General features: G+C 63.5%; 25 protein-coding genes. 2 read left to right on the forward strand and 23 right to left on the reverse strand.

The window, feature by feature from the left end; translation table 11 throughout:
- Together C1D09_RS29865 and C1D09_RS33360 are read right to left on the reverse strand one after the other, a co-directional pair.
- On the reverse strand, positions 1-237 hold a 237-nt coding region (locus tag C1D09_RS29865), incomplete at its 3' end, for a hypothetical protein (protein WP_167514812.1).
- Complete coding sequence (locus tag C1D09_RS33360) at positions 215-382, reverse strand: hypothetical protein (protein ID WP_167514813.1); 168 nt, start codon at positions 380-382, stop codon at positions 215-217. The genes C1D09_RS33360 and C1D09_RS29865, both read right to left, overlap by 23 nt.
- Before the next feature lie 318 nt (positions 383-700).
- On the opposite strand from C1D09_RS33360, the gene C1D09_RS29875 reads away from it, so the two are divergent.
- On the forward strand, positions 701-979 hold the full coding sequence (locus C1D09_RS29875) for a hypothetical protein (protein ID WP_143977569.1): 279 nt from the start codon (positions 701-703) through the stop codon (positions 977-979).
- Positions 980-1,063: 84 nt separating this feature from the next.
- On the opposite strand, the gene C1D09_RS29880 is transcribed toward C1D09_RS29875, so the two are convergent.
- The 7 genes from C1D09_RS29880 to C1D09_RS29910 all read right to left on the reverse strand — a co-directional run bounded on the left by C1D09_RS29880 (position 1,064) and on the right by C1D09_RS29910 (position 5,924).
- On the reverse strand, positions 1,064-1,366 hold the full coding sequence (locus C1D09_RS29880; protein WP_143977570.1) for a hypothetical protein: 303 nt from the start codon (positions 1,364-1,366) through the stop codon (positions 1,064-1,066).
- A gap of 123 nt (positions 1,367-1,489) precedes the next feature.
- Entirely contained in the window at positions 1,490-2,029 is a 540-nt protein-coding gene (locus C1D09_RS29885; RefSeq protein WP_027046741.1) for a MerR family transcriptional regulator, read from the reverse strand.
- A 211-nt stretch (positions 2,030-2,240) separates the two neighbouring features.
- On the reverse strand, positions 2,241-2,564 hold the full coding sequence (locus C1D09_RS29890; RefSeq protein ID WP_010915609.1) for an integration host factor subunit alpha: 324 nt from the start codon (positions 2,562-2,564) through the stop codon (positions 2,241-2,243).
- Positions 2,565-2,666: 102 nt separating this feature from the next.
- Complete coding sequence (locus C1D09_RS29895) at positions 2,667-3,638, reverse strand: beta-ketoacyl-ACP synthase III (protein WP_143977571.1); 972 nt, start codon at positions 3,636-3,638, stop codon at positions 2,667-2,669.
- 9 nt (positions 3,639-3,647) lie between these two features.
- Positions 3,648-4,718 carry a phosphate acyltransferase PlsX gene (gene plsX / locus C1D09_RS29900; RefSeq protein ID WP_019857626.1) on the reverse strand — a complete coding sequence of 357 codons (1,071 nt, stop codon included), beginning with the start codon at positions 4,716-4,718 and terminating at the stop codon, positions 3,648-3,650.
- Positions 4,719-4,830: 112 nt separating this feature from the next.
- Positions 4,831-5,379, reverse strand: a complete 549-nt coding sequence (locus C1D09_RS29905) for a YceD family protein (protein ID WP_143977572.1) — start codon at positions 5,377-5,379, stop codon at positions 4,831-4,833.
- Complete coding sequence (locus C1D09_RS29910; RefSeq protein ID WP_143977573.1) at positions 5,379-5,924, reverse strand: ubiquinol-cytochrome C chaperone family protein; 546 nt, start codon at positions 5,922-5,924, stop codon at positions 5,379-5,381. The genes C1D09_RS29905 and C1D09_RS29910 overlap by 1 nt, the downstream gene beginning before the upstream one ends.
- A gap of 115 nt (positions 5,925-6,039) precedes the next feature.
- On the opposite strand from C1D09_RS29910, the gene C1D09_RS29915 reads away from it, so the two are divergent.
- The gene (locus C1D09_RS29915; protein WP_027046739.1) at positions 6,040-6,555 is read left to right on the forward strand and encodes an outer membrane protein assembly factor BamE; all 516 of its coding nucleotides are present in this window, start codon (positions 6,040-6,042) and stop codon (positions 6,553-6,555) included.
- Positions 6,556-6,781: 226 nt separating this feature from the next.
- Here the strand turns inward: C1D09_RS29915 and C1D09_RS29920 are convergent, their stop codons facing one another.
- From C1D09_RS29920 to glyA, 14 genes are all read right to left on the reverse strand, one after another.
- Positions 6,782-8,923, reverse strand: coding sequence for a sodium-translocating pyrophosphatase (locus tag C1D09_RS29920; RefSeq protein WP_143977574.1), 2,142 nt, complete (start codon positions 8,921-8,923; stop codon positions 6,782-6,784).
- A gap of 264 nt (positions 8,924-9,187) precedes the next feature.
- Positions 9,188-9,937 carry an ABC transporter permease gene (locus C1D09_RS29925; protein WP_143977575.1) on the reverse strand — a complete coding sequence of 250 codons (750 nt, stop codon included), beginning with the start codon at positions 9,935-9,937 and terminating at the stop codon, positions 9,188-9,190.
- Positions 9,934-10,872 carry an ABC transporter ATP-binding protein gene (locus tag C1D09_RS29930; protein ID WP_143977576.1) on the reverse strand — a complete coding sequence of 313 codons (939 nt, stop codon included), beginning with the start codon at positions 10,870-10,872 and terminating at the stop codon, positions 9,934-9,936. Before C1D09_RS29930 ends, C1D09_RS29925 begins: the two co-directional genes overlap by 4 nt.
- Positions 10,869-12,032, reverse strand: a complete 1,164-nt coding sequence (locus C1D09_RS29935; RefSeq protein ID WP_143977577.1) for an ABC transporter permease — start codon at positions 12,030-12,032, stop codon at positions 10,869-10,871. The genes C1D09_RS29930 and C1D09_RS29935 overlap by 4 nt, the downstream gene beginning before the upstream one ends.
- A 55-nt stretch (positions 12,033-12,087) precedes the next feature.
- A complete protein-coding gene (gene osmF / locus C1D09_RS29940) occupies positions 12,088-12,999 on the reverse strand; it encodes a glycine betaine ABC transporter substrate-binding protein OsmF (RefSeq protein ID WP_143977578.1) in 912 nt (303 codons plus the stop codon).
- Positions 13,000-13,176: 177 nt separating this feature from the next.
- Entirely contained in the window at positions 13,177-14,394 is a 1,218-nt protein-coding gene (locus C1D09_RS29945) for an MFS transporter (RefSeq protein ID WP_143977579.1), read from the reverse strand.
- A complete protein-coding gene (gene nusB / locus C1D09_RS29950; protein ID WP_143977580.1) occupies positions 14,391-14,891 on the reverse strand; it encodes a transcription antitermination factor NusB in 501 nt (166 codons plus the stop codon). Before nusB ends, C1D09_RS29945 begins: the two co-directional genes overlap by 4 nt.
- Complete coding sequence (ribH, locus tag C1D09_RS29955) at positions 14,888-15,382, reverse strand: 6,7-dimethyl-8-ribityllumazine synthase (RefSeq protein WP_143977581.1); 495 nt, start codon at positions 15,380-15,382, stop codon at positions 14,888-14,890. Before ribH ends, nusB begins: the two co-directional genes overlap by 4 nt.
- 98 nt (positions 15,383-15,480) lie before the next feature.
- Positions 15,481-16,098, reverse strand: coding sequence for a riboflavin synthase (locus C1D09_RS29960; protein WP_143977582.1), 618 nt, complete (start codon positions 16,096-16,098; stop codon positions 15,481-15,483).
- Between the two features lie 12 nt (positions 16,099-16,110).
- Positions 16,111-17,241, reverse strand: coding sequence for a bifunctional diaminohydroxyphosphoribosylaminopyrimidine deaminase/5-amino-6-(5-phosphoribosylamino)uracil reductase RibD (ribD, locus tag C1D09_RS29965; RefSeq protein ID WP_167514814.1), 1,131 nt, complete (start codon positions 17,239-17,241; stop codon positions 16,111-16,113).
- Between the two features lie 2 nt (positions 17,242-17,243).
- Positions 17,244-17,723, reverse strand: coding sequence for a transcriptional regulator NrdR (gene nrdR, locus C1D09_RS29970; protein WP_143977583.1), 480 nt, complete (start codon positions 17,721-17,723; stop codon positions 17,244-17,246).
- 95 nt (positions 17,724-17,818) lie between these two features.
- Entirely contained in the window at positions 17,819-18,148 is a 330-nt protein-coding gene (locus C1D09_RS29975; RefSeq protein WP_143977584.1) for a GlpM family protein, read from the reverse strand.
- 26 nt (positions 18,149-18,174) lie between these two features.
- Positions 18,175-18,756: a hypothetical protein gene (locus C1D09_RS29980; RefSeq protein ID WP_246135926.1), complete on the reverse strand. Its 582-nt coding sequence runs from the start codon at positions 18,754-18,756 to the stop codon at positions 18,175-18,177.
- Between the two features lie 96 nt (positions 18,757-18,852).
- Entirely contained in the window at positions 18,853-20,166 is a 1,314-nt protein-coding gene (gene glyA, locus C1D09_RS29985) for a serine hydroxymethyltransferase (RefSeq protein ID WP_019857608.1), read from the reverse strand.
- Between the last annotated feature and the right edge of the window lie 56 nt (positions 20,167-20,222).

A 20,222-nucleotide genomic window follows, 5' to 3' on the forward strand; every position in this document is an offset into this window, starting at 1 on the left:
CCGGTCATCGGTGCGACAAGCGCCGATGCGGCCCCGATGGCAAAGCATCATCGTCATCATCATGTTCGTCATCATCGCGTCCATCATCATGTTCGTCATCACCGCGTTCACCACTACGCTCATCACCGCCACCACGTGAAGAAGGCCTACTAAATACAAACCGCCAACGAGAAGACCGGCCTTGGTTTCTTGTTCAAGGCCGGTCTTCTCCTGATCATGCAATGCCAGGCCCGACACCAGCTTCTCGAACAGGGCCACGCATCCCGATGATGGCCAGGCCGATATCTCCTGGATAGACAGCATCGTTCTGCCGGTCGCGCCGTTGCAGCTCACGCTTCGCCAACACGCCCTTGCGGCGCGATATTTCCTGAAGCTGAGCCATCTGCCCAATCCCGCCTCGTCCGTGCGCTCGCCATGAGCTGCGACACCTGCCCCGAGACCGCCATGTCGCGGGCACGGCCGCCGTTCTGATGACATCCACCCGCGCGTCCATGCCGCAGCGCGTCGCATGGGATGCCAAAGCACGGCTGATATCGCTGGCGCGCAAAGCCCTGCCGAGGGCGGCGCGCATTTTAATCCACGCCCGCATGAACCTTTCCTTCGAGGACGGCACTAAGCCTGCATGGACGCCAACAAGGCGATCCCAACCAGGTGGACGCCAGCAAGGCGCGCCCTCAATTGAACAGAAGGTAATGCAGAAATGAGCAACATCTCGAGCTTCAAGTGTCTCTCGCTCGCTGCCGCCATCGCCATGTCGGCGATCGGCTCGATGTCTATGACGAATTCGGCTTTCGCCAACGGCACGCACCCCACCGGCGACGGCGGCGCGGTTTGCAAGGGCGCGGGCCACTGTCTGGTGCTCTCGATCGAATGCAAGGGCACCTATACCGATGCCACCGACAAGAATGGCACGGTCTATGGCAAATGCAGCCAGACCGCGCAGGTTTCGCCCCAGGCCAAGATCAAGCTCGCGAAGTAGTCACCTGACAGCGAAGACAATGGCGGCTTCCCTCCCAGGGCCGCCGCCATTTTCTTGTTTGAATTCCTTGTCTTAGAGCGCTCCTTAGCGCCGGCTGAACAGCAGGCTTGCGACCAGGCCAAGCACCACGAGCCCAACCGCGGCGGCCGCAGCCGGATGGTCACGAGCCGACTTCTCGACCGCCCTGCCCTGTTTGCGGATTGCCGGCATCGCATCGCGCAGCCGTCCCGCGAGATCCGAATATGTGTCGAGAGCGGCATCGCGGCCATCTTCATAGTAGGCGCCACCCCGCTTTGACACCGCCTTGCGCAACGCCGCGAGTTCCCTCGAGAGGGCCGCGACCTGCTTTTCGAGATCGATGTCCGAAAGGGTCGAAAATGATGCCATCATGCGTTTCCTTGTCTTGCCATGCGACGTTGTCTTGCTGAACGACGTCTTGCAGAAGGAAACGTAACGCCTCACCCCAAGGCGAGTTCCGGTCTCGAGGCTTCAAAGCGCTTCGCGCGGCGGTCAGCGCACCTGGTCAAGCAGGCGCTTGCACTCCAGGAGGTCGAACAGCGCCTCCTGCAGCAGCGCGCGATTGTCGCGCGATAGTTTCGACGAGTCCGGCTGAACCGGACCTTCCTCATCGCTCTTGCCCAGTCCGAAAAAGCGTCGGCTCGGCTTGACCCTTGGCTGACCAACCAGCTCGTCATCGCCGCCGCGCGGCTGTGCCGCCGGCGTCAGCGGCACTTGATCGGCCTGCTTTCGTTGCGAGATCGCCTCGACGGCGGCCATGTCGCCATTACCGATGGCAACCAGGAAATGATTGCCGTTCTCGCGCAGCAGCTTCTGCACGCCCTTGATGGTGTAGCCCTGGTCGTAGAGCATGTGGCGGATGCCTTTGATCAGTTCGACATCCTGCGGCCGGTAATAGCGACGGCCGCCGCCGCGCTTCATCGGTTTGATCTGGTTGAAGCGTGTCTCCCAGAAGCGCAGCACATGCTGTGGCAGGTCCAGATCTTCGGCGACCTCGCTGATGGTGCGGAAGGCGTCAGGGCTCTTGTCCATGGGCGAAATCCTCACGCTGGAGCGTGATCCGGAACGGTCTTCAGCGAGATCAGGCTCAACGGAGAGAAGCTCATTCCATTTGCGCGGAATGGATCATACGCGGAGCACCAATCCAGCCATGCTGCCGAATCGGGCTTTATTTCAGCGGTTTGTGAAGCAATATTCAAGCCCGGCGTGATCGCGGGGCCGGTTTTCAACCGTACAATGGAGGCTATTTGCCGCCCTTTGCCTTGCTGTTCTGGTGAGAGCGCAAGATGCGGTTCTTCAGCACGTTGGACGATTTGAACGTCATCACCCGGCGCGGCAGGATCGGCACCTCTTCGCCGGTCTTGGGATTGCGCCCGATGCGCTCGTTCTTGGAGCGGACATGGAACGTCGCGAAAGACGACAGCTTGACCGTCTCGCCACGCACAATGGCTTCGCAGATCTCGTCCAGTACGGCTTCGACCAGTTCGGCGGATTCAGTGCGCGACAGGCCGACCTTTCGATAGACGGCCTCCGCCAGGTCGGCACGCGTAAGTGTCTTTCCCCCCATGCGACCGTCCCATCAGTTCAAAACGTAAAATCGGCACAACAGCGGCAGAGCCTAAGTAATTGATCCGGCAAGGTCAAGGACCGAAACCGAGCCGTTCGGCACTTACCAGCGAACCAGAACGGCGCCCCAGGTGAAGCCGCCGCCCATCGCTTCCAGGAGGACGAGGTCGCCCTTCTTGATGCGGCCATCGGCAACGGCCACAGACAGCGCCAGCGGCACCGAGGCAGCCGAGGTGTTACCGTGCAAATCGACCGTAACCACCACCTTTTGATCTGCTATCCCGAGCTTCTTGGCGGATGCGTCAATAATTCGTTTATTGGCCTGGTGCGGCACGAACCAGTCGAGATCGTCAGCCGATATGCCGGCGGCGGAGAAGGTTGCCTCGATGACGTCGGTGATCATGCCGACCGCATGCTTGAAGACCTCGCGGCCTTCCATCCTGAGGTGACCGACCGTTCCCGTGGTCGACGGTCCGCCGTCGACGAAAAGCTTGTCCTTGTGCACGCCGTCGGAGCGCAGGCTGGCCGCCAGGACGCCGTGGTCGGCAATCGTGCCGGCCCCCTCGCCCGCCTCCAGGACAAGTGCCCCCGCGCCATCGCCGAACAGCACGCAGGTCGAGCGGTCGCTCCAGTCGAGGATGCGTGAGAACGTTTCCGAGCCGATCACCAGCACACGTTTGGCAAGCCCCCCTCGGATGTAGAGGTCGGCTGTCGTCACCGCATAGACGAAGCCCGAACACACCGCCTGCATGTCGAAGGCAAAGCCGTGATGCATGCCGAGCCGGTTCTGGATCTCGACCGCGGTGGCCGGGAATGTGTTGTTGGGCGTCGATGTTGCCAGCACGATCAGGTCGATGTCATCAGGCGTCAGCCCGGCATTGGCAAGGGCGGCACGTGCCGCGGCCTCTCCCAGGGAAGCCGTCGTCTCGTCGTCGGCCGCGATATGACGCTGGCGGATGCCGGTACGCTGGGCGATCCACTCGTCCGAGGTTTCAACCATGCCCTCGAAGTCGGCATTCTTCATGATGCGGCGGGGCAGCGCGGCGCCCGTGCCGCGCACGACTGATCTGATCAAAGTTCTTTCCTATTCCTTCGCGTCGGTAACGACGTCGGATTTCCGGGATGACAGGGCACGCGGGTTGCGCGCATGAAACAGGTCCAGGTCGGCTTCGATGCGGTCGAGCAGATTGTTGCGCACCATGTCATAGCCGAGCTCGATCGCCGCCGCGAACCCGTCAGAATCGGCACCGCCATGGCTTTTGACGACAATGCCGCTCAGCCCCAGGAAGACGCCGCCATTGGAGCGGCCGACATCCATCTTTTCGCGCAGGCGATCGAAGGCACCCTTGGCGAAGACATAGCCGATCTTGGCCATCAGGGTGCGGCTCATCGCGGCGCGCAGATACCCCGCGATCTGGCGAGCAGTGCCTTCCGCGGTCTTCAGCGCGATGTTGCCGGCGAAGCCCTCCGTGACGACCACGTCGACCGTACCCTTGCCGATATCGTCGCCTTCGACAAAGCCATGATAGTTCATCGAGGCCATGTTGGCCTCGCGCAGCATGCGCCCTGCCTCCTTGACCTCTTCCTGGCCCTTGATCTCTTCGACGCCGACATTGAGCAGGCCGACGGTGGGCCGCGCAATGCCGAATACGGCGCGCGCCATGCCGGTGCCGAGGATGGCGAAATCAATGAGCTGTTGCGCGTCGGCGCCAATGGTGGCGCCGACGTCCAGAACCACGCTTTCGCCGCGCAATGTCGGCCACAACGCAGCGATCGCCGGGCGATCGATGGTGGCCATCGTGCGCAGGCAGAATTTCGACATCGCCATCAGCGCGCCGGTGTTGCCGGCGGAGATGCAGGCGTCGGCGGCACCTGACTTGACCGCTTCGACCGCCTTCCACATCGACGACTTCCAGCGGCCGTGGCGCAATGCCTGGCTGGGCTTGTCGTCCATCCTGACCGCGATCTCGCAATGGAAGAATTCGCTCACCTCGGCCAATTTGGGGAACTTGGCCAGTTCGGGGCGCACAAGTTCCTCACGCCCGTAGATGACGAAGCGGATGTCGGGACGACGAGTCGCGACCGTCATGAGCGCCGGAATGACCACGGCTGGTCCGTGATCGCCGCCCATGGCATCGATGGAAATCCTGATCACGGGGTATTCATCTCACGGTTAGGCGGCAGGTCGCTTAGTGATCGCGAAGGTTCGGCGAAAATAGCGGTTTTGGGTTTTCACACAACCGACTTTTCCGTCGCGGGCGAGGTTTTCAGGATTTTCCCAGCAAGGATCGCAGTTTTTGCTGAAATTCATTCTCCGCCGCCTCGGTCTCGTCGCCGGCATCCAGCGACGCGCCCGACTTGCGCGGATAGGGGTTGATCGCCAGTCCGAAGAACTGCTCGGCGAGAGCGCCGACATCGATCGTGTCGCCGGAGAATGTTTCGGGGCTGTCAGGACCATCCGCATCGAGCAGGATTTCGCCACCGCCCTCGAACCCCTGCCGCCCAAGCTTGGAATCCTCGGGCAACAGCAGCGCTTCGACCGGCTCGTCGATATGCGCTTCAACGGGATCGAGCGTGACGATACAGGCCTGCGTGATATCGGCCTCGACACGGCCACTGACCTTGACGCCGTTGCGTTTCCAGGAAGCGACAAGGAGTTCGGCGCGATAGGCTTCGACCGACAGCAGCCCATGCTCCTCGGCAAGCGCCGCGCGCTGGGCGGCATCGGCGTCGATCACCACCGGCAGGCCCTTCTGCGGCAGCCGGGCGACATTGGCGAAAAAGGAAACCGGGCTATGCGGATCAGCATGTTTCATCAAGCACCTCCCTTGGCGAGCGGAAACACCGCCGTGCCGGAAACGATCGATTCGGACGGCTGCGCGGCAAGCTGCCGGCAGGCGTCGGCGACATAGTCGGCCAATTGCGGCCCCTCAGGCCACGTGCCGGTATCGGGCCGGACATTGCGGGCAAGCGCCGCGGCCAGCCCGTCGCGATCGTTTCTGTCGAGCGCATCATCATAGGCGGCGGTGCGGCCATAGAACATCTTCGCCAGTTTCTTCATCCGCTTGGGCACGCCGACATCGCCAATGCCCAGTTCCCGCAGCGAATGATCGACGTCGAGAAAGAACTCGTCGATCAGCACCTGGGCGATCTCCTGCGCCACGCCGTCTTCGCCGCGCAAGCGATGCTGGAACAGGAACATATGCAGCGAAAGCATCTCGAAACGGCCGAGCGGTGTGTCCGGCACATTCCAGTGGGAATAAAATACAGTCTGCCGCGCCGCCGCCACGATTTGTGCGTAAAGCGCGTCCGTTATGGCGCGGTTGGCGTGGCGTTCGCGACCAAAAAAGCGCTGGAACATGGGGATGGTCTCCCGGGGACCGTTTGTTGAATTGGCCTTGTTGCATCGGCAGGCAAGCTGGTTTACCGGTTTTGCGGCCCAGCGCAAGTTGCGGCGATATAATGGAGAATTGTTGTTGCGCGCGCTGAATTTCAAGTCGACCTTCTCGTCCAGGCCTGCCGGCGCAATCTCGCTGCTGCTCGTCGTTTCGGCGCTTTCGGCGTGTCACACCAACAAGATGATAGGCGACCTCAATCCGAGCGAGACGTTCACGCAAGGTTATGTCTACGACCAGCAGGCCGTCGATTCGGTGCCAGTCGGCTCCAGCCGTGAGCAGGTGCTTCTGGCGCTTGGCACGCCGTCGACCACGGCGACATTCGACAACGAGGCATTTTACTACATTTCGCAGACACGCAAGCGCTATGTCGCCTTCGACAAGCCCAGGCTCGTCGACCAGAAAGTTCTGGCGGTCTATTTCGGCGCCGATGGTCGTGTCACCCAGATCGCCAATTACGGCATGAAGGACGGCAAGATTTTCGACTTCATCTCGCGCACCACGCCGACTGGCGGCAAGGACCAGAACTTCCTCAGCCAGATCATCAACGGCGCCAGCAAGCTGGCGCCCGGCATCCCCGGCGGCGGCACTCCCTGATCATCAGATCCTGCTTCCCCTGGGAAGCAGCACCATCTCAGGCGACCAAGAACCCGCGGGAGCGATCCTGCGGGTTTTTGTTTGGCCAAGGCGAGCCAGACGGGGCGAGCCAGCGTCAAATCGAGCGGGTATTGGGGTTTGAAGTGAGCGATGGGCCTGATCCGGGCCAAACAAAAACCCGCGGGGATCGCTCCCCGCGGGTTTCTATCTAACAGCCAGCCTCCGTTCAGCCGTGCGCGAGCACGGCCAGAAGCAGGAGCGCGACGATGTTGGTGATCTTGATCGCCGGGTTGACCGCGGGGCCGGCGGTGTCCTTGTAGGGATCTCCGACCGTATCGCCGGTCACCGAAGCCTTGTGCGCCTCGGAACCCTTGAGATGCTTGACGCCGTCCTTGTCGACAAAGCCGTCCTCGAACGACTTTTTGGCGTTGTCCCAGGCGCCGCCGCCCGAAGTCATCGAGATGGCGACGAACAGGCCGTTGACGATAACGCCGAGCAGCGAGGCGCCGAGGGCTGCGAAGGCCGAGGCCCTCGAACCCGAGATCAAGAGCACGCCGAAATAGACGACGAGCGGCGCCAGCACCGGCAGCAGCGAGGGGATGATCATTTCCCGGATCGCCGCCTTGGTCAGAAGGTCGACGGCACGCGCATAGTTCGGCTTGGAGGTGCCGGCCATGATGCCGGGATCCTCGCGGAACTGCTTGCGCACCTCCTCGACGATGGCGCCCGCCGCACGCCCGACGGCCGTCATGGCGATGCCGCCGAACAGGTAGGGGATCAGGCCGCCGAAGATCAGGCCGGCGACGACGTAAGGATTGGAGAGATCGAAGGAAATCTCGCCCATGCCCTGGAAGTAGGGATATTTGTCGCCATTGGCGGCGAAGAACTTCAGGTCGTTCGAGTAGGCGGCGAACAGCACCAATGCGCCGAGACCTGCCGAGCCAATGGCATAGCCCTTGGTCACGGCCTTCGTGGTGTTGCCGACAGCGTCGAGCGCGTCGGTGGAGTGGCGCACTTCCTTGGGCAGACCGGCCATTTCGGCAATGCCGCCGGCATTGTCGGTGACCGGGCCGAAGGCGTCGAGCGCGACGATCATGCCGGCCAGGCCGAGCATGGTGGTGACGGCGATCGCCGTGCCGTAGAGGCCGGCGAGCTGGTAGGTCGAGATGATGCCGCCGACGATGACGATGGCCGGCAACGCCGTCGATTCCAGCGAGACCGCGAGGCCCTGGATGACGTTGGTGCCGTGGCCGGTCACCGACGCCTGGGCGATCGAGTTGACCGGGCGCTTGTTGGTGCCGGTGTAGTATTCTGTGATCACCACGATCAATCCCGTCACCGCAAGCCCGATCAGGCCGCAGATGAAGAGGTTCTTGCCGGTGATCACCATGCCGGCGACCGTGCCGATCGCGCCCCAGCCAAGGCATACCGAGGTGGCGACGCCGAGGCCGACGATCGACAACAGACCGGTGACGATCAGGCCCTTGTAGAGCGCACCCATGATCGAACCGTTGGCCCCGAGCTTGACGAAGAAGGTGCCGACGATCGAGGTCAGGATGCAGGCGCCGCATATGGCGAGCGGATAGAGCATCGCCGCGCCGAGGATGGCGGTGCCGCCGAAGAAGATGGCGCCGAGAACCATGGTGGCGACGACCGTCACCGCATAGGTCTCGAACAGGTCGGCGGCCATGCCGGCGCAGTCGCCGACATTGTCGCCGACATTGTCGGCGATGGTGGCCGGGTTGCGCGGATCGTCCTCGGGAATGCCGGCTTCGACCTTGCCGACCAGATCGCCGCCGACATCGGCGCCTTTGGTGAAGATACCGCCGCCGAGACGGGCGAAGATGGAGATCAGCGAGGCACCGAAGCCGAGCGAGACCAGCGAGTCGATGACGATGCGGTCATTGGGCTGCAGGCCCATCGGGCCGGTCAGGATGAGGTAGTAGATCGAGACGCCGAGCAGCGCCAGGCCCGCCACCAGCATGCCGGTGATGGCGCCCGACTTGAAGGCTATGTCGAGACCGGCGGCCAGGCTGTTGGAGGCCGCCTGCGCGGTGCGCACGTTGGCACGCACGGAAACATGCATGCCGATGAAGCCGGCAGCGCCCGACAGGACGGCGCCGATCAGGAAGCCGATCGCGGCGGTGATCGAAAGCAGCCACCAGGCGAGCAAGAGCACGACCACGCCGACGATGGCGATGGTGGTGTACTGGCGCGCCAGGTAGGCTTGCGCGCCTTCACGGATGGCGGCGGAGATTTCCTGCATGCGTGCGTTGCCCTGGTCGGACGCAAGGACCGAACGTGTCGCCCAGATAGCGTACAGGACAGAAAGCAAGCCGCAGGCGATGACGGCGGAAATAATGGTCATTGCCGATTCTTCCTCGATTGTTGGCCCAAATGAACCCCTCCCTGGGCCGATGAGACAAAGATGGAATCCCGCGTACGGAATCCGCCTCTTCGCATCGGTGTATGCGAAACAGTGCCGCGAACGTCAAGATATTGTTCAGTTTTTGCCCGGCTTTCGCCCAAAAGACAAAAGTCACGACGACCTGCCCGACGTCGCCCTTCATTTAGATCGATTGAAATGACGCAAGGGGATGATGCCGACACGGCCACCAGCGCCCCAAAAGGACTACTCCGCCTCGCGTCCCATGCGCCGCGCCGCATAGCGCTCGATCGCCGACAATCCATCATAGATCAGCACCGCAAGGGCCGCCACGATCAGGCCGCCCTGCAGGATGAAAGCAAGATTGTTGGAAAGAAGGCCGGCGATGATCACCTCGCCCAGCGTCTTGGCGGCAACCGTCGAGCCTATGGTGGCGGTGGCCAGGCTGATCACCACCGAGAGCCTGATGCCGCCCAGGATGATCGGCGCGCTGAGCGGCAGCTCGACCTTGGTGAGCCTTTGCCAGCCGGTCATGCCCGCGCCGCGCGCCGCCTCAACGACATTGGCCGGCAGCGTCGTCAGGCCGGTCAGGGCATTCTCGAAGATCGGCAGCAGGCCATAGAGAAACAGCGCGATCAGCGTCGGCTTCTCGCCGAAGCCGACAGCCGGAACGGCGAGCGCCAGCACCGCCACCGGCGGGAAAGTCTGGCCGATATTGACCAGGCTGCGCGACAGCGGCAGGAATTCGGCGCCAGCCGGCCTGGTGACAAGGATGGCCAGTGCCACCGCAACGATGGTCGCGGCGACGGTGGCGATCAGCACGATGCGCAGATGCAGCAGCGTCAGCGTCAGCAGGCTGCCCTGATTGTAGATCACCGGCGCGTTGTTCTCGGTCAGCGGCTTGAGCAACGGCTCAAACCAGCCCGGACTGGTGACGAACGCCACGAGCAACACCACCAGCGCAAGCCTGAGCAGCAAAGGAAGCCAGGCTTTCATGCCGGTCTCGCCGCCCGCTTGATCAGCCCATCCACCGTAACGCGGCCGAGCGGCTTGCCGTCGGCGCCTTTGACCGGCAGCGCCGGCCGGCCTGTCCACAGGAGTTCAGCCAGCGCATCGCGCTGGCTGGCATCGCCGGGGATGGCTTCGCCCTCGGCGGCGCCGATCTCCACCGCGTCACGCACTCGCCCGAGCGACAGCAGCCTGAATGGCCTTTCGCTGGCGCCGACCAGGGTCTCGACGAAGCTGCTGGCCGGGTTTGCCAGTATCTCGGCTGGTTTGGCGTATTGCACGAGCTTGCCGGCATCCATGACGGCGATCTTGTCGCCCATATGCACGGCCTCTTCCATGTCGTGGGTGACGAGGATGATGGTGGTGCCGAAGCGCTTCTGGATCGCCAGCAGATCTTCCTGCGCCTTGGTGCGGATGATCGGATCGAGCGCGCCGAACGGCTCGTCCATCAACAACACGTTGGGTTCGGCGGCGAGCGCGCGGGCCACGCCGACCCGCTGCTGTTGGCCACCGGACAGTTCGTGCGGATAGCGCGGTCCGAATTCCTTGGGGTCGAGCTGGTAGAGTGTCATCAGTTCATCGACGCGCGCCTGGATGCGATCCTTGCCCCAGCCAAGCAGCACCGGCACGGTGGCGATGTTCTGCGCCACGGTGCGATGTGGAAACAGTCCGTGGCCCTGGATGGCATAGCCGATGCTTCGGCGCAGTTCGTAGCCCGGCACCGAACGATTGTCGGCGCCGTCGAGCTTGATTATGCCGGCGGTCGGTTCGACCAGTCGGTTGATCATGCGCAGCAGCGTCGTCTTGCCCGAGCCCGAGGTGCCGACAATGACTGCGATGGTACGTGGTTCGATGACCATCGACACGTCGTCGACGACGGTGGTCGTGTCATAGCGCTTGGTGATGCCTTCGATTTCGATCATGCCGTTTCAACCCTGCGCTTGGTGGCGGTCATTTCGATCACTGCGTCGAGGATGATGGCGGCGGCGAAGGCGAGCGCCACCGTCGGCACCGCGCCGAGCAACACCAGGTCCATCGCGGTCTGGCCAACGCCCTGGAAGACAAAGACGCCAAAGCCGCCGCCGCCGATCAGCGCTGCGATGGTGGCAAGGCCGATGTTCTGCACCAGGACGATGCGGATGCCGGTGAGGATCACCGGAAAGGCCAGCGGGAATTCGACGCCGAACAGGCGCTGTCGGTCGGTCATGCCCATGCCGCGCGCCGCGTCGTTGGCGGCGCGCGGCACGCCGGCAAGGCCGACGACGGTGTTGGCCACAACCGGCAGCAGCGAATAGAGGAACAAGGCGACGAAGGCCGGGGCGGTGCCGATGCCGCGAATGCCGAGCGCTGCCGCACCCGGCACATGCGTGGCGACCCAGCCGAGCGGCGCGATCAGCAGACCAAACAGCGCGATCGAAGGAATGGTCTGGATGATGTTGAGCACGTTGAGCACACCGGCCCGCAACCTTTGGACGCGATGACAGAGTATGCCGAGCGGCAGGCCGACGACGACCGCCGCAAGGAGCGAGCCAAGCGCCAGCGTCACATGCTTGGACCCTTCGGCCCAGAAACTGTCGGCGCGGTTGGCGTATTCCTTCAGGATGGAAAGGTCGTTCCAGGCTCCCGACACCAAAAGCAGGCCAATGGCCACGGCGGCGGCGACCAGGACAGCGACGCGGTCTCGTGGCGACAAGCTCAGGCGCGTCAGCACGTCCGCCAGCAAAAGCGTGAAGGCAAAGACAAGTATCCAGAAACCGGAGGCCGGTGATACCCTGGCAAAGGTGTTGCCGGCCGGCGTCAAGAATGTGCCAGCGACGCCGACGAGCAGCGCGAGCGCGGCAAGCGCCACGACACTGGCCGCAAGGCGCAGCATAAGCGGTGTCCTGAAGAGCGCTATGAGCGCCGCGACGATCACGATAGCCATCAGCAATGGCCCGGCGGTTGCCGGCAGCGCCTCGAGAATAGAGCGCGCCTGGCCCGGAACGATGCGATTGGCGCGGAACGTAGCGAAGGGAGCGAGGAACGCCGCATAGGCCGCGATAGCGGCAATGACCACGCCGAGCTTGTCGAAACGGATGTTCACGCCCTCCCCCGTCGGTCCGTCCGGCACGCCACGCGAGCAGCGCGCCGGAATCGTCCTACTTCAGAAAGCCGTTCTTCTTCAGAAAGTCCTCGGCAACGCCCTTGACCGGCTCGCCGCCAACCTGCACACGGCCGTTCAGTTCCTGCAGCGTGACGAGGTCGAGCTTGGCGAAGACCGGCTTCAGCAGCGTCTCGATCTCGGGGTGCTGCTTGAGCACGGATTCGCGGATGATGGGCGCCGGCTGGTAGACTGGCTGCACGCCCTTGTCGTCCTCGAGCACGACAAGGCCCGACGGGGCGATGCCGCCATCGGTGCCGTAGACCATGGCGGCGTTGGCGCCACTGGTCTGGTTGGCGGCCGCGGCGATGGTCGCCGCCGTGTCACCGCCCGATAGCGTGATCAGCTGGTCCGGCTTCAGCGTGAAGCCGTAGGTGGTCTGGAAGGCCGGAAGCGCGGCCGCCGAATTGACGAACTCGGCGGAAGCCGCGAGCACCACCTTGCCGCCGCCGGCGACATATTTGCCGAAGTCCGACAGCGTGACGAGCTTGTTCTGGTCCGTCACTTCCTTGCGCAGGGCGATCGCCCAGGTGTTGTTGGCCGGCGCCGGCGACAGCCAGACGATTTTGTTGGCGTCGTAGTCGAGCTTCTTGGCCGTCTCATAGGCCTTGGCGGCGTCCTTCCAGACCGGGTCATCGGCCTTCTCGAAGAAGAACGCGGCGTTGCCGGTGTATTCGGGATAGATGTCGATCTCGCCGGCGGTGATCGCCTTGCGCACCACCGGTGTGCCGCCGAGCTGAATGCGGTCTGATGTCTTGATGCCGTTGGCGTTGAGAACGAGCTGGATGATGTTGCCGAGCACGCCACCCTCGGTGTCGATCTTCGAAGAGACGACAACCTGAGCACTGGCGGACGCTGCCGTGATGGCCAACGCCAATGCCGCGCCGGCGAAAACCTTGACTGAAAACATCGTGAAAACCCTCTGCTGTGAACCGGAATGCGGCGCCCGCATATGAGCATGGCTTCAACGGCCAGTCGGGGCACACGGTTTCATAACAATAGGCACAGACGCAATAATTTTGTTTCAGATCGGCAAATTCAACCGAAGCAATCCTGACAGCATCATGTCAGCTCGACAGTTTCAGGATCAGGTGCGCGCGTTGCGCGGGGCCGTCAACTTGAGTGCGCCGAGGGCCACGAAACACAGAACGGTGACGGGAAAGATCATCCAGTTCAGCATCTCCCAGCCCCAGGCGTTGTAGACCATACCCGACAGCAGCGACGCGCAGGCGACGGAGCCGAACAGGACGAAGTCGTGGAACCCCTGCACCTTTCCCTTTTCCGACGGCCGGTAGCTGGCCGCGACCATGGCGGTGGCGCCGATGAAGCCGAAATTCCAGCCAAGGCCGAGCAGGATCAGCGACGTCCAGAATTGCCACAGCGCCAGGCCCGACAAGGCAACGGCGGCACAACCGATGAGCAGGATCAGGCCGACTGCCACGACGCGCTCGGCGCCGAAGCGATTGATCAGCGAGCCGGTGAAAAAACTCGGCGCGAACATCGCCATGACGTGCCAGGAAATGCCCAGCGTCGCATCGTCCTCCGACAGGCCGCAGCCGACCATGGCCAGCGGCGCGCCGGTCATGACGAAGCTCATAAGCGCATAACTGCCGACGGCGCAGAACAGCGCGGCGACGAAGCGCGGCCTGGTGACGATTTCGGACAGGGGCCGGGCATCGCCGCCCGAAACGTCGAACTTGCTCGCCGCCTTCGCCGGCAAGCGCAGAAACGACAGGATAATCGCGCCCACGGCTGCCAGGGGCAGGATGGAGGCGAACGATCCGGCAAACATCACCGGGGCGAACAGTTCCCGGGTGAAGATGACGATCTGTGGCCCGAGGATGGCGGTGACAATGCCGCCGGCCAGCACAAAGGAGATGGCGCGCGCCTTGAACGGCGGCGGCGCGTTGTCGGCGGCGGCGAAGCGGAATTGCTGGACGAAGGCGCCACCGATGCCGATCACCAGCAGCGCGAACGCGAACAACCAGAAACTGCCGTGGAAAAGCGCCAATGTGGCAATCAGGCCGCCGAGCGCGGTGACGACGGTTCCGGTCATGAAGCCGCCACGCTGGCCCAGCTGGCGGATAACGGCCGCTGCAGGCAAGGCGCCGAGCGCGACGCCGATGTTGAAGCCGGTGACCGGCGCCGTCGCCAGCGATTTGTCGGCACCGAGCAGGTATTGGCCGGCCAGCGCGCCCATCGAAATGGCGATGGGTGCCGCCGAGCCGATAACCGCCTGCGAGGCGGCGAGGATCAGCGCGGTGCGCCGTGCCTCCCTGCCCGTCTCGATGGCGACGGCCGTCACGATGCGTCCTTGCCGCGCCCCTCGCCGCGCACCCGGCGTGACACGCGGTCGAGCACGGCATTGACGAGTTTCGGCTCGTCGTCCTCGTAGAAGGCCTTGGCAATGTCGACATATTCAGAAACGATGACCGCCACTGGCACGTCCTCGCGCTTCATCAATTCGTAGACGCCGGCCCGCATAATGGCGCGCAGCGTCGAATCGAGCCTCGACAGCGGCCAATCATCGGTCAACGCCTGGCGGATGACTGGGTCGATGGTCTTCTGGTTCTCGACGACACCGGTGAGGATGGCGCGGAACCATTGCGCATCCGCCTCGCGATAGAGCGCGCCGTCGACTTCCTTGCCAAGCCGGAACGCCTCATATTCGGCCGTGATCTCGAAGACACCGCTGCCGGCGACATCCATCTGATAGAGCGCCTGCACGGCGGCCAGACGGGCGGCGCCGCGCTTGTTGGCGTGGCGCACAGCGGGCTGCCCGGGCGATGCGGGTTCGCTCACGATGGTGCTCCCAATCGTTCCTTGAGCGCGATCATGGTCAGCGCCGCACGCGCGGCAAAGCCACCCTTGTCGCCTTCCGAGCGCTTGGCCCGCGTCCATGCCTGGGCGTCGTTCTCGGTGGTCAGGATGCCGTTGCCGACACAGACCGAATCCTGCACGGACAGGTCCATCAGCGCGCGGCTGGATTCATTGGCGACGATATCGAAATGATAGGTGTCGCCACGGATGATCGTGCCGAGCGCGACAAAACCATCGTAAGCGGTGCCGCCTTCCGCCGCGCCGTCCAGCGCGAAGGTGATCACTGCGGGAATTTCGAGCGAACCTGGAACGGTGACGACGTCATAAGTCGCGCCCGCCTCATCGAGCGCGCTCCTCGCGCCATCGAGCAGCGCGTCGGCAAGGTCGTCGTGAAAGCGCGCTTCGACAATCAGCAGATGCGCCTTCGCCTTCGGACGAATGAAGGCTTTGCCGTGTTGGGATGTACCAGCCATAAAAGTCTCCGGGGGGTTGCCGGTGACTTAGGCCGAAGCCGGATTGATCGCAAGCGGAAGATTGCTGGAGGGGGTCAGACGCGTTGGACCGGCCGGTGCTAGAGCCCCTCTTTCGCCGCCTCCGCCAGCCGTGCCGCATAGCGGGCCATGGTGTCGATCTCGAGATTGACGCGGTCGCCGACCTTGCGCTCACCCCATGTGGTCACGGTCAGCGAGTGGTGGATCAACAGCACGTCGAAGCGGGTGCCCTCGACCTTGTTGACGGTGAGCGAAGTGCCGTCGAGCGCGACGGAGCCCTTTGGCGCGATGAATTTCGCCAGATGGCGCGGTGCCTCCAGCGTGAAGCGCACAGCGTCGCCCTCGTCCTTGCGCTCGACGATCTCGGCGGCGCCGTCGACATGGCCCGATACGATGTGGCCGCCGAGTTCGTCGCCGATCTTCAGCGCCCGTTCGAGATTGACCTTGGTGCCGGATTTCCAGCTCGACGCCGTGGTCAGCCGCAAGGCCTCTTCCCAGGCCTCGACTTCGAACCAGCGCGCGTTCGCGCCATGTTCGGGGAGCGCCGTGACCGTCAGGCAGACCCCGCCACAGGAAATAGAGGCGCCAATGGCGATGGTTTCGGGGTCATAGGCCGTATCGATGCGCAAGCCGACGCCTTCGCTGAGCGGCTTGATGGCCGCGACGGTGCCGATATCGGTGACAATTCCGGTGAACATCGATGCTGATCCCTAGAGGTCCCTTACCCACTCGGCGTAGCTGTCCTCGCCGAAACGCATCTCGCGCAGTTTGCGGAAGCCTGCCGGGATATGGTCGGCATCGACCGGCGATGCAATACCGTCCGCCCCAATCGCCTCCGGTCCCCGGAACAACACGATACGGTCGACCAGATCTTCGTCTAGGAATGCCTTGGCGACCTGGGCGCCGCCCTCGACCAGCACGCTTGCCATGCCGAGCGCCGCCAGGTCTTCGAGCAGTTCCGGCAAGGCGACGACGCCGTCATGGGTTTCGGTGCCGATGAAGCGTACGCCGGCGCGTTCGAGTGCCGAGCGACGGTGCGGATCGGCTTCAAGACAGGCAGCGACATAGAGCGGCACGCGGTCGACACCGGAAACCAGCTTCGAGGCTTCCGGGAGCCGGATCTGACGATCGAGGATGATGCGCGCCGGCGAACGGTTTTCCAGCCCCGGCAGGCGTACGGTCAGCGCCGGATCGTCTTCCAGCGCCGTGCCGATGCCAATCAGTATGGCGTCGGACTCCGCGCGCATCAGATAGACGTCGCGGCGCGCGATCTCGCCAGTGATCGCAACCTGGCCGGCGCCTTTCCTGCCGATCTTGCCGTCGCTGGAAAGCGCAAGTTTCAGCGTCACTTCCGGGCGCTTCCGCAGAGATCGAATCAAATAGCCCGCCATCTGCTCGGCGGCTTCCGTGGCCAGCACTTTCTCCACCACCTCGATACCGGCGGCGCGCAGAATCGCATAGCCCTTGCCGGATACGCGCGGATCCGGATCGCTGGCAGCCCCCACGACACGCGCAATGCCGGCATTGACCAAGGCGTTGGCGCAAGGCGGAGTGCGGCCGTGATGCGCGCAAGGTTCTAGCGTGACATAGGCGGTGGCGCCACGCGCCAGTTCACCGGCCTCGGCGAGCGCCTCGGTCTCGGCATGCGGCCGACCGCCGACCGCGGTGACGCCGGTGCCGACGATCATCGGCCCCGCGCCGTCATCGCGCACGATCAGCGTGCCGACGGAAGGATTGGTGGCAGTGCGGCCAGCATTCCTGCGCGAAAGCCGCAACGCGGCGGCCATGAAACGGCGATCAAGGGCCGCTTGTTCGGCCTCGCTCAGTTGCGATGCTGCCATGCTCAGCCGGCGTCCTCTTCACTCTTGTCTTCGTCGCCCTTCAACTCGCCCAGGAGTTCATGGAAATCCTTGGCCTCGCGGAAATTGCGGTAGACCGAGGCGAAACGCACATAGGCGACGTCATCGAGCGACTTCAGCGCCTCCATGACCAGCCGGCCGATCTCGCCCGAGGCCACTTCCGTCTCGCCGGAGCTTTCGAGCTGGCGCACGATGCCGGTCACCGCGCGGTCGATGCGTTCGGGGTCGACATTGCGCTTGCGCACCGCGATTTCCACCGAGCGAAGCAGCTTGTCGCGGTCGAACGGCACTTTACGACCCGACTTCTTGACCACGACCAGATCGCGCAACTGCACGCGCTCGAAGGTGGTGAACCGGCCGCCGCAATCGGGGCAGACACGCCGCCTGCGGATCGCCGCGCCATCCTCGGCGGGGCGCGAATCCTTCACCTGCGTATCTTCGGACTGGCAATAGGGACAGCGCATGGAGAGCCTTGGGTTCGCGAATCTGATGAGGCGAAAGGCTTAGAGCCTTTCCGACCGGGATTGAAGCCGTTCCGTCTCTTCAACGGACTGCGGCATCAGAGATAGCGAGGCACGAGGAAGATTGCCAGCGCGGCAACCAGCCAGACGGCGATGCCCCCGGCAACAGCCAGGCGATAGTCGACCTTGTCGATGAACAACCAGCAGGCGCCGAGGAAGGCAAGATAGGCGGGGATTGTCTTCATTCCGGCAAGGCAGGCCTCGCGGAAGCCGCCCGGACCGCCCTTGGCGCCCACCGCGAGCAAGGCAATGACAGCAAAGGTCGGCGCCAGCGGCAGGATACCTGGCAGGACATTGCCCCGCTTGGACGCCCACACGATCAGCGCCGTCACCAGCCCGCCGACCACACCCTTCCAGACAATGTCCATCCGCGCTCCCTACCGCGACCGAGCCGTCAAGGCGCGACGTCCTTGGTCGGGAACCCGCAAGACGTTCCGAGGTTGCGGTAGGCCTTGGTGAAACCGTCCATGGGGATGCTGGCGAAGGCTTGCTTGCCGAAAGTCACGTCGAGCGACACGACCTGACGCATGGCTCGCATCAGCGCGAGACTGGTCTTGGCCTGGTTGTCGACCGTCCAGCTCGGACGGCCGATGCCGGCATCGTTGGAATAGACGGTTGCCGAAACCTTGACGCCGGGATCGCCGAACGTCGCCGCGATCTTCTTGCCGGTCGGCAATTGCTTGTTGTCGACGGTGAGCATGATGGTTGGATAGGCATCAGGCGGCAACGCATCGCCAGTCGAGATCGACAAGGTCAGCGTGCCCGAATTGCCGCTCGCATCGAAGAACGCCGTCGAAGCCGCACAGGTCTTGTGCGCATCCTGGCCGGTATCGAGTGTATCGACCATGGTTGTCCATCGGCCGAACGTGCTTGTGACGGGCATGTCCGGAGCGGGCTGTGTCTGCGTCGAAACAGGCCCACAGACGGCCAGCCAGCCCACAGCGCCAAGCAAGGCGATCCGAAAATTGCGCATCATCGTTTCTCTCCAGTTCCATGCGCCACCCGATCAGGGGTGGCGCACCGCCGGCGGATCAAAGATGACGCTTCGCGCCTGGTCAATCGATAAGGATGGTCAGCCCAGATAGGGATAGAGCGGAAAACGATCGGTCAGCGCCACGACCTTGGCTTTGACCGCCGCCTCAACCGCGGCATTGCCCTCGTCCGAATTGGCGACCTTGAGACCATCCAGCACTTCGGCGATCAATTTGCCGATCTCGCGGAATTCGGCCTGGCCGAAGCCGCGCGTGGTGCCGGCCGGGGTGCCGAGACGCACGCCCGAGGTGACGAAGGGCTTTTCCGGGTCGAAGGGAATGCCGTTCTTGTTGCAAGTGATGTTGGCGCGGCCAAGGGCTGCCTCGGCGCGCTTGCCGGTGGCGTTCTTGGGGCGCAAATCGACCAGCATCAGATGGTTGTCGGTGCCGCCGGAGACGATGTCGAGGCCCGTCTCCTTGAGGCTGGAAGCCAGCGCCTTGGCGTTGGCGGCCACACTCTCGGCATAGACCTTGAAGCTCGGCTTGAGCGCCTCGCCGAAGGCCACGGCCTTGGCGGCGATGACATGCATCAGCGGACCGCCCTGCAGGCCGGGGAATACCGCCGAGTTCATCTTCTTGGCGATGTCTTCGTCGTTGCACAGGATCATGCCGCCGCGCGGGCCGCGCAGCGACTTGTGGGTGGTGGTCGTCACCACATGGGCGTGCGGCAATGGCGAGGGATGCACGCCGCCTGCCACGAGACCAGCGATGTGCGCCATGTCAACCATCAGATATGCGCCGACGGCATCCGCGATCTCGCGAAAGCGCTTCCAGTCCCAAATGCGCGAATAGGCGGTGCCGCCGGCCAGGATCAGCTTCGGCTTGGTCTCATGCGCGGTCTTCTCGATGGCGTCCATGTCGAGCAGATGGTCTTCCTTGCGCACGCCATAGGAGACGACCTTGAACCACTTGCCGCTCATGTTGACCGGCGAGCCATGGGTGAGATGGCCACCGGAATTGAGGTCGAGGCCCATGAAGGTGTCGCCGGGCTGCAGCAGCGCCAGGAACACCGCCTGGTTCATCTGGCTGCCGGAGTTCGGCTGGACGTTGGCGAAATTGCAGCCGAACAGCTTTTTCGCCCGTTCGATGGCCAGTTCCTCGGCCACGTCGACGAACTGGCAGCCGCCATAGTAGCGCTTGCCCGGATAGCCCTCGGCGTATTTGTTGGTCATGATCGACCCCTGCGCCTCGAGCACCGCGCGGGAAACGATATTTTCTGAAGCAATCAGCTCGATCTCGTGGCGCTGGCGGCCAAGCTCGTTGCGGATGGCGCCGAAAATCTCCGGATCGGCGTCTTCCAGTGTGGTTTCGAAGAAGGATTCGAATTTGTTCGACGCTGCCGCTGCTGTTGCCATGGCCTGAAATCCTCCGGTTCGGGGTAATTTGTTTATGCTTATCGTTGCCCCAAAAC

Origin of the sequence: Mesorhizobium intechi, assembly GCF_002879535.1 — a bacterium.
Taxonomy (GTDB): domain Bacteria; phylum Pseudomonadota; class Alphaproteobacteria; order Rhizobiales; family Rhizobiaceae; genus Mesorhizobium; species Mesorhizobium intechi.

Coding starts and splice junctions, on each gene's coding strand:
- C1D09_RS33360 (WP_167514813.1), bottom strand. CDS start 382: ATGGCTCAGCTTCAGGAAATATCGCGCCGCAAGGGCGTGTTGGCGAAG.
- C1D09_RS29875 (WP_143977569.1), top strand. CDS start 701: ATGAGCAACATCTCGAGCTTCAAGTGTCTCTCGCTCGCTGCCGCCATC.
- C1D09_RS29880 (WP_143977570.1), bottom strand. CDS start 1,366: ATGGCATCATTTTCGACCCTTTCGGACATCGATCTCGAAAAGCAGGTC.
- C1D09_RS29885 (WP_027046741.1), bottom strand. CDS start 2,029: ATGGACAAGAGCCCTGACGCCTTCCGCACCATCAGCGAGGTCGCCGAA.
- C1D09_RS29890 (WP_010915609.1), bottom strand. CDS start 2,564: ATGGGGGGAAAGACACTTACGCGTGCCGACCTGGCGGAGGCCGTCTAT.
- C1D09_RS29905 (WP_143977572.1), bottom strand. CDS start 5,379: ATGAAACATGCTGATCCGCATAGCCCGGTTTCCTTTTTCGCCAATGTC.
- C1D09_RS29910 (WP_143977573.1), bottom strand. CDS start 5,924: ATGTTCCAGCGCTTTTTTGGTCGCGAACGCCACGCCAACCGCGCCATA.
- C1D09_RS29920 (WP_143977574.1), bottom strand. CDS start 8,923: ATGACCATTATTTCCGCCGTCATCGCCTGCGGCTTGCTTTCTGTCCTG.
- C1D09_RS29925 (WP_143977575.1), bottom strand. CDS start 9,937: ATGAAAGCCTGGCTTCCTTTGCTGCTCAGGCTTGCGCTGGTGGTGTTG.
- C1D09_RS29930 (WP_143977576.1), bottom strand. CDS start 10,872: ATGATCGAAATCGAAGGCATCACCAAGCGCTATGACACGACCACCGTC.
- osmF (WP_143977578.1), bottom strand. CDS start 12,999: ATGTTTTCAGTCAAGGTTTTCGCCGGCGCGGCATTGGCGTTGGCCATC.
- ribH (WP_143977581.1), bottom strand. CDS start 15,382: ATGGCTGGTACATCCCAACACGGCAAAGCCTTCATTCGTCCGAAGGCG.
- C1D09_RS29960 (WP_143977582.1), bottom strand. CDS start 16,098: ATGTTCACCGGAATTGTCACCGATATCGGCACCGTCGCGGCCATCAAG.
- ribD (WP_167514814.1), bottom strand. CDS start 17,241: ATGGCAGCATCGCAACTGAGCGAGGCCGAACAAGCGGCCCTTGATCGC.
- nrdR (WP_143977583.1), bottom strand. CDS start 17,723: ATGCGCTGTCCCTATTGCCAGTCCGAAGATACGCAGGTGAAGGATTCG.
- C1D09_RS29975 (WP_143977584.1), bottom strand. CDS start 18,148: ATGGACATTGTCTGGAAGGGTGTGGTCGGCGGGCTGGTGACGGCGCTG.
- C1D09_RS29980 (WP_246135926.1), bottom strand. CDS start 18,756: ATGATGCGCAATTTTCGGATCGCCTTGCTTGGCGCTGTGGGCTGGCTG.
- glyA (WP_019857608.1), bottom strand. CDS start 20,166: ATGGCAACAGCAGCGGCAGCGTCGAACAAATTCGAATCCTTCTTCGAA.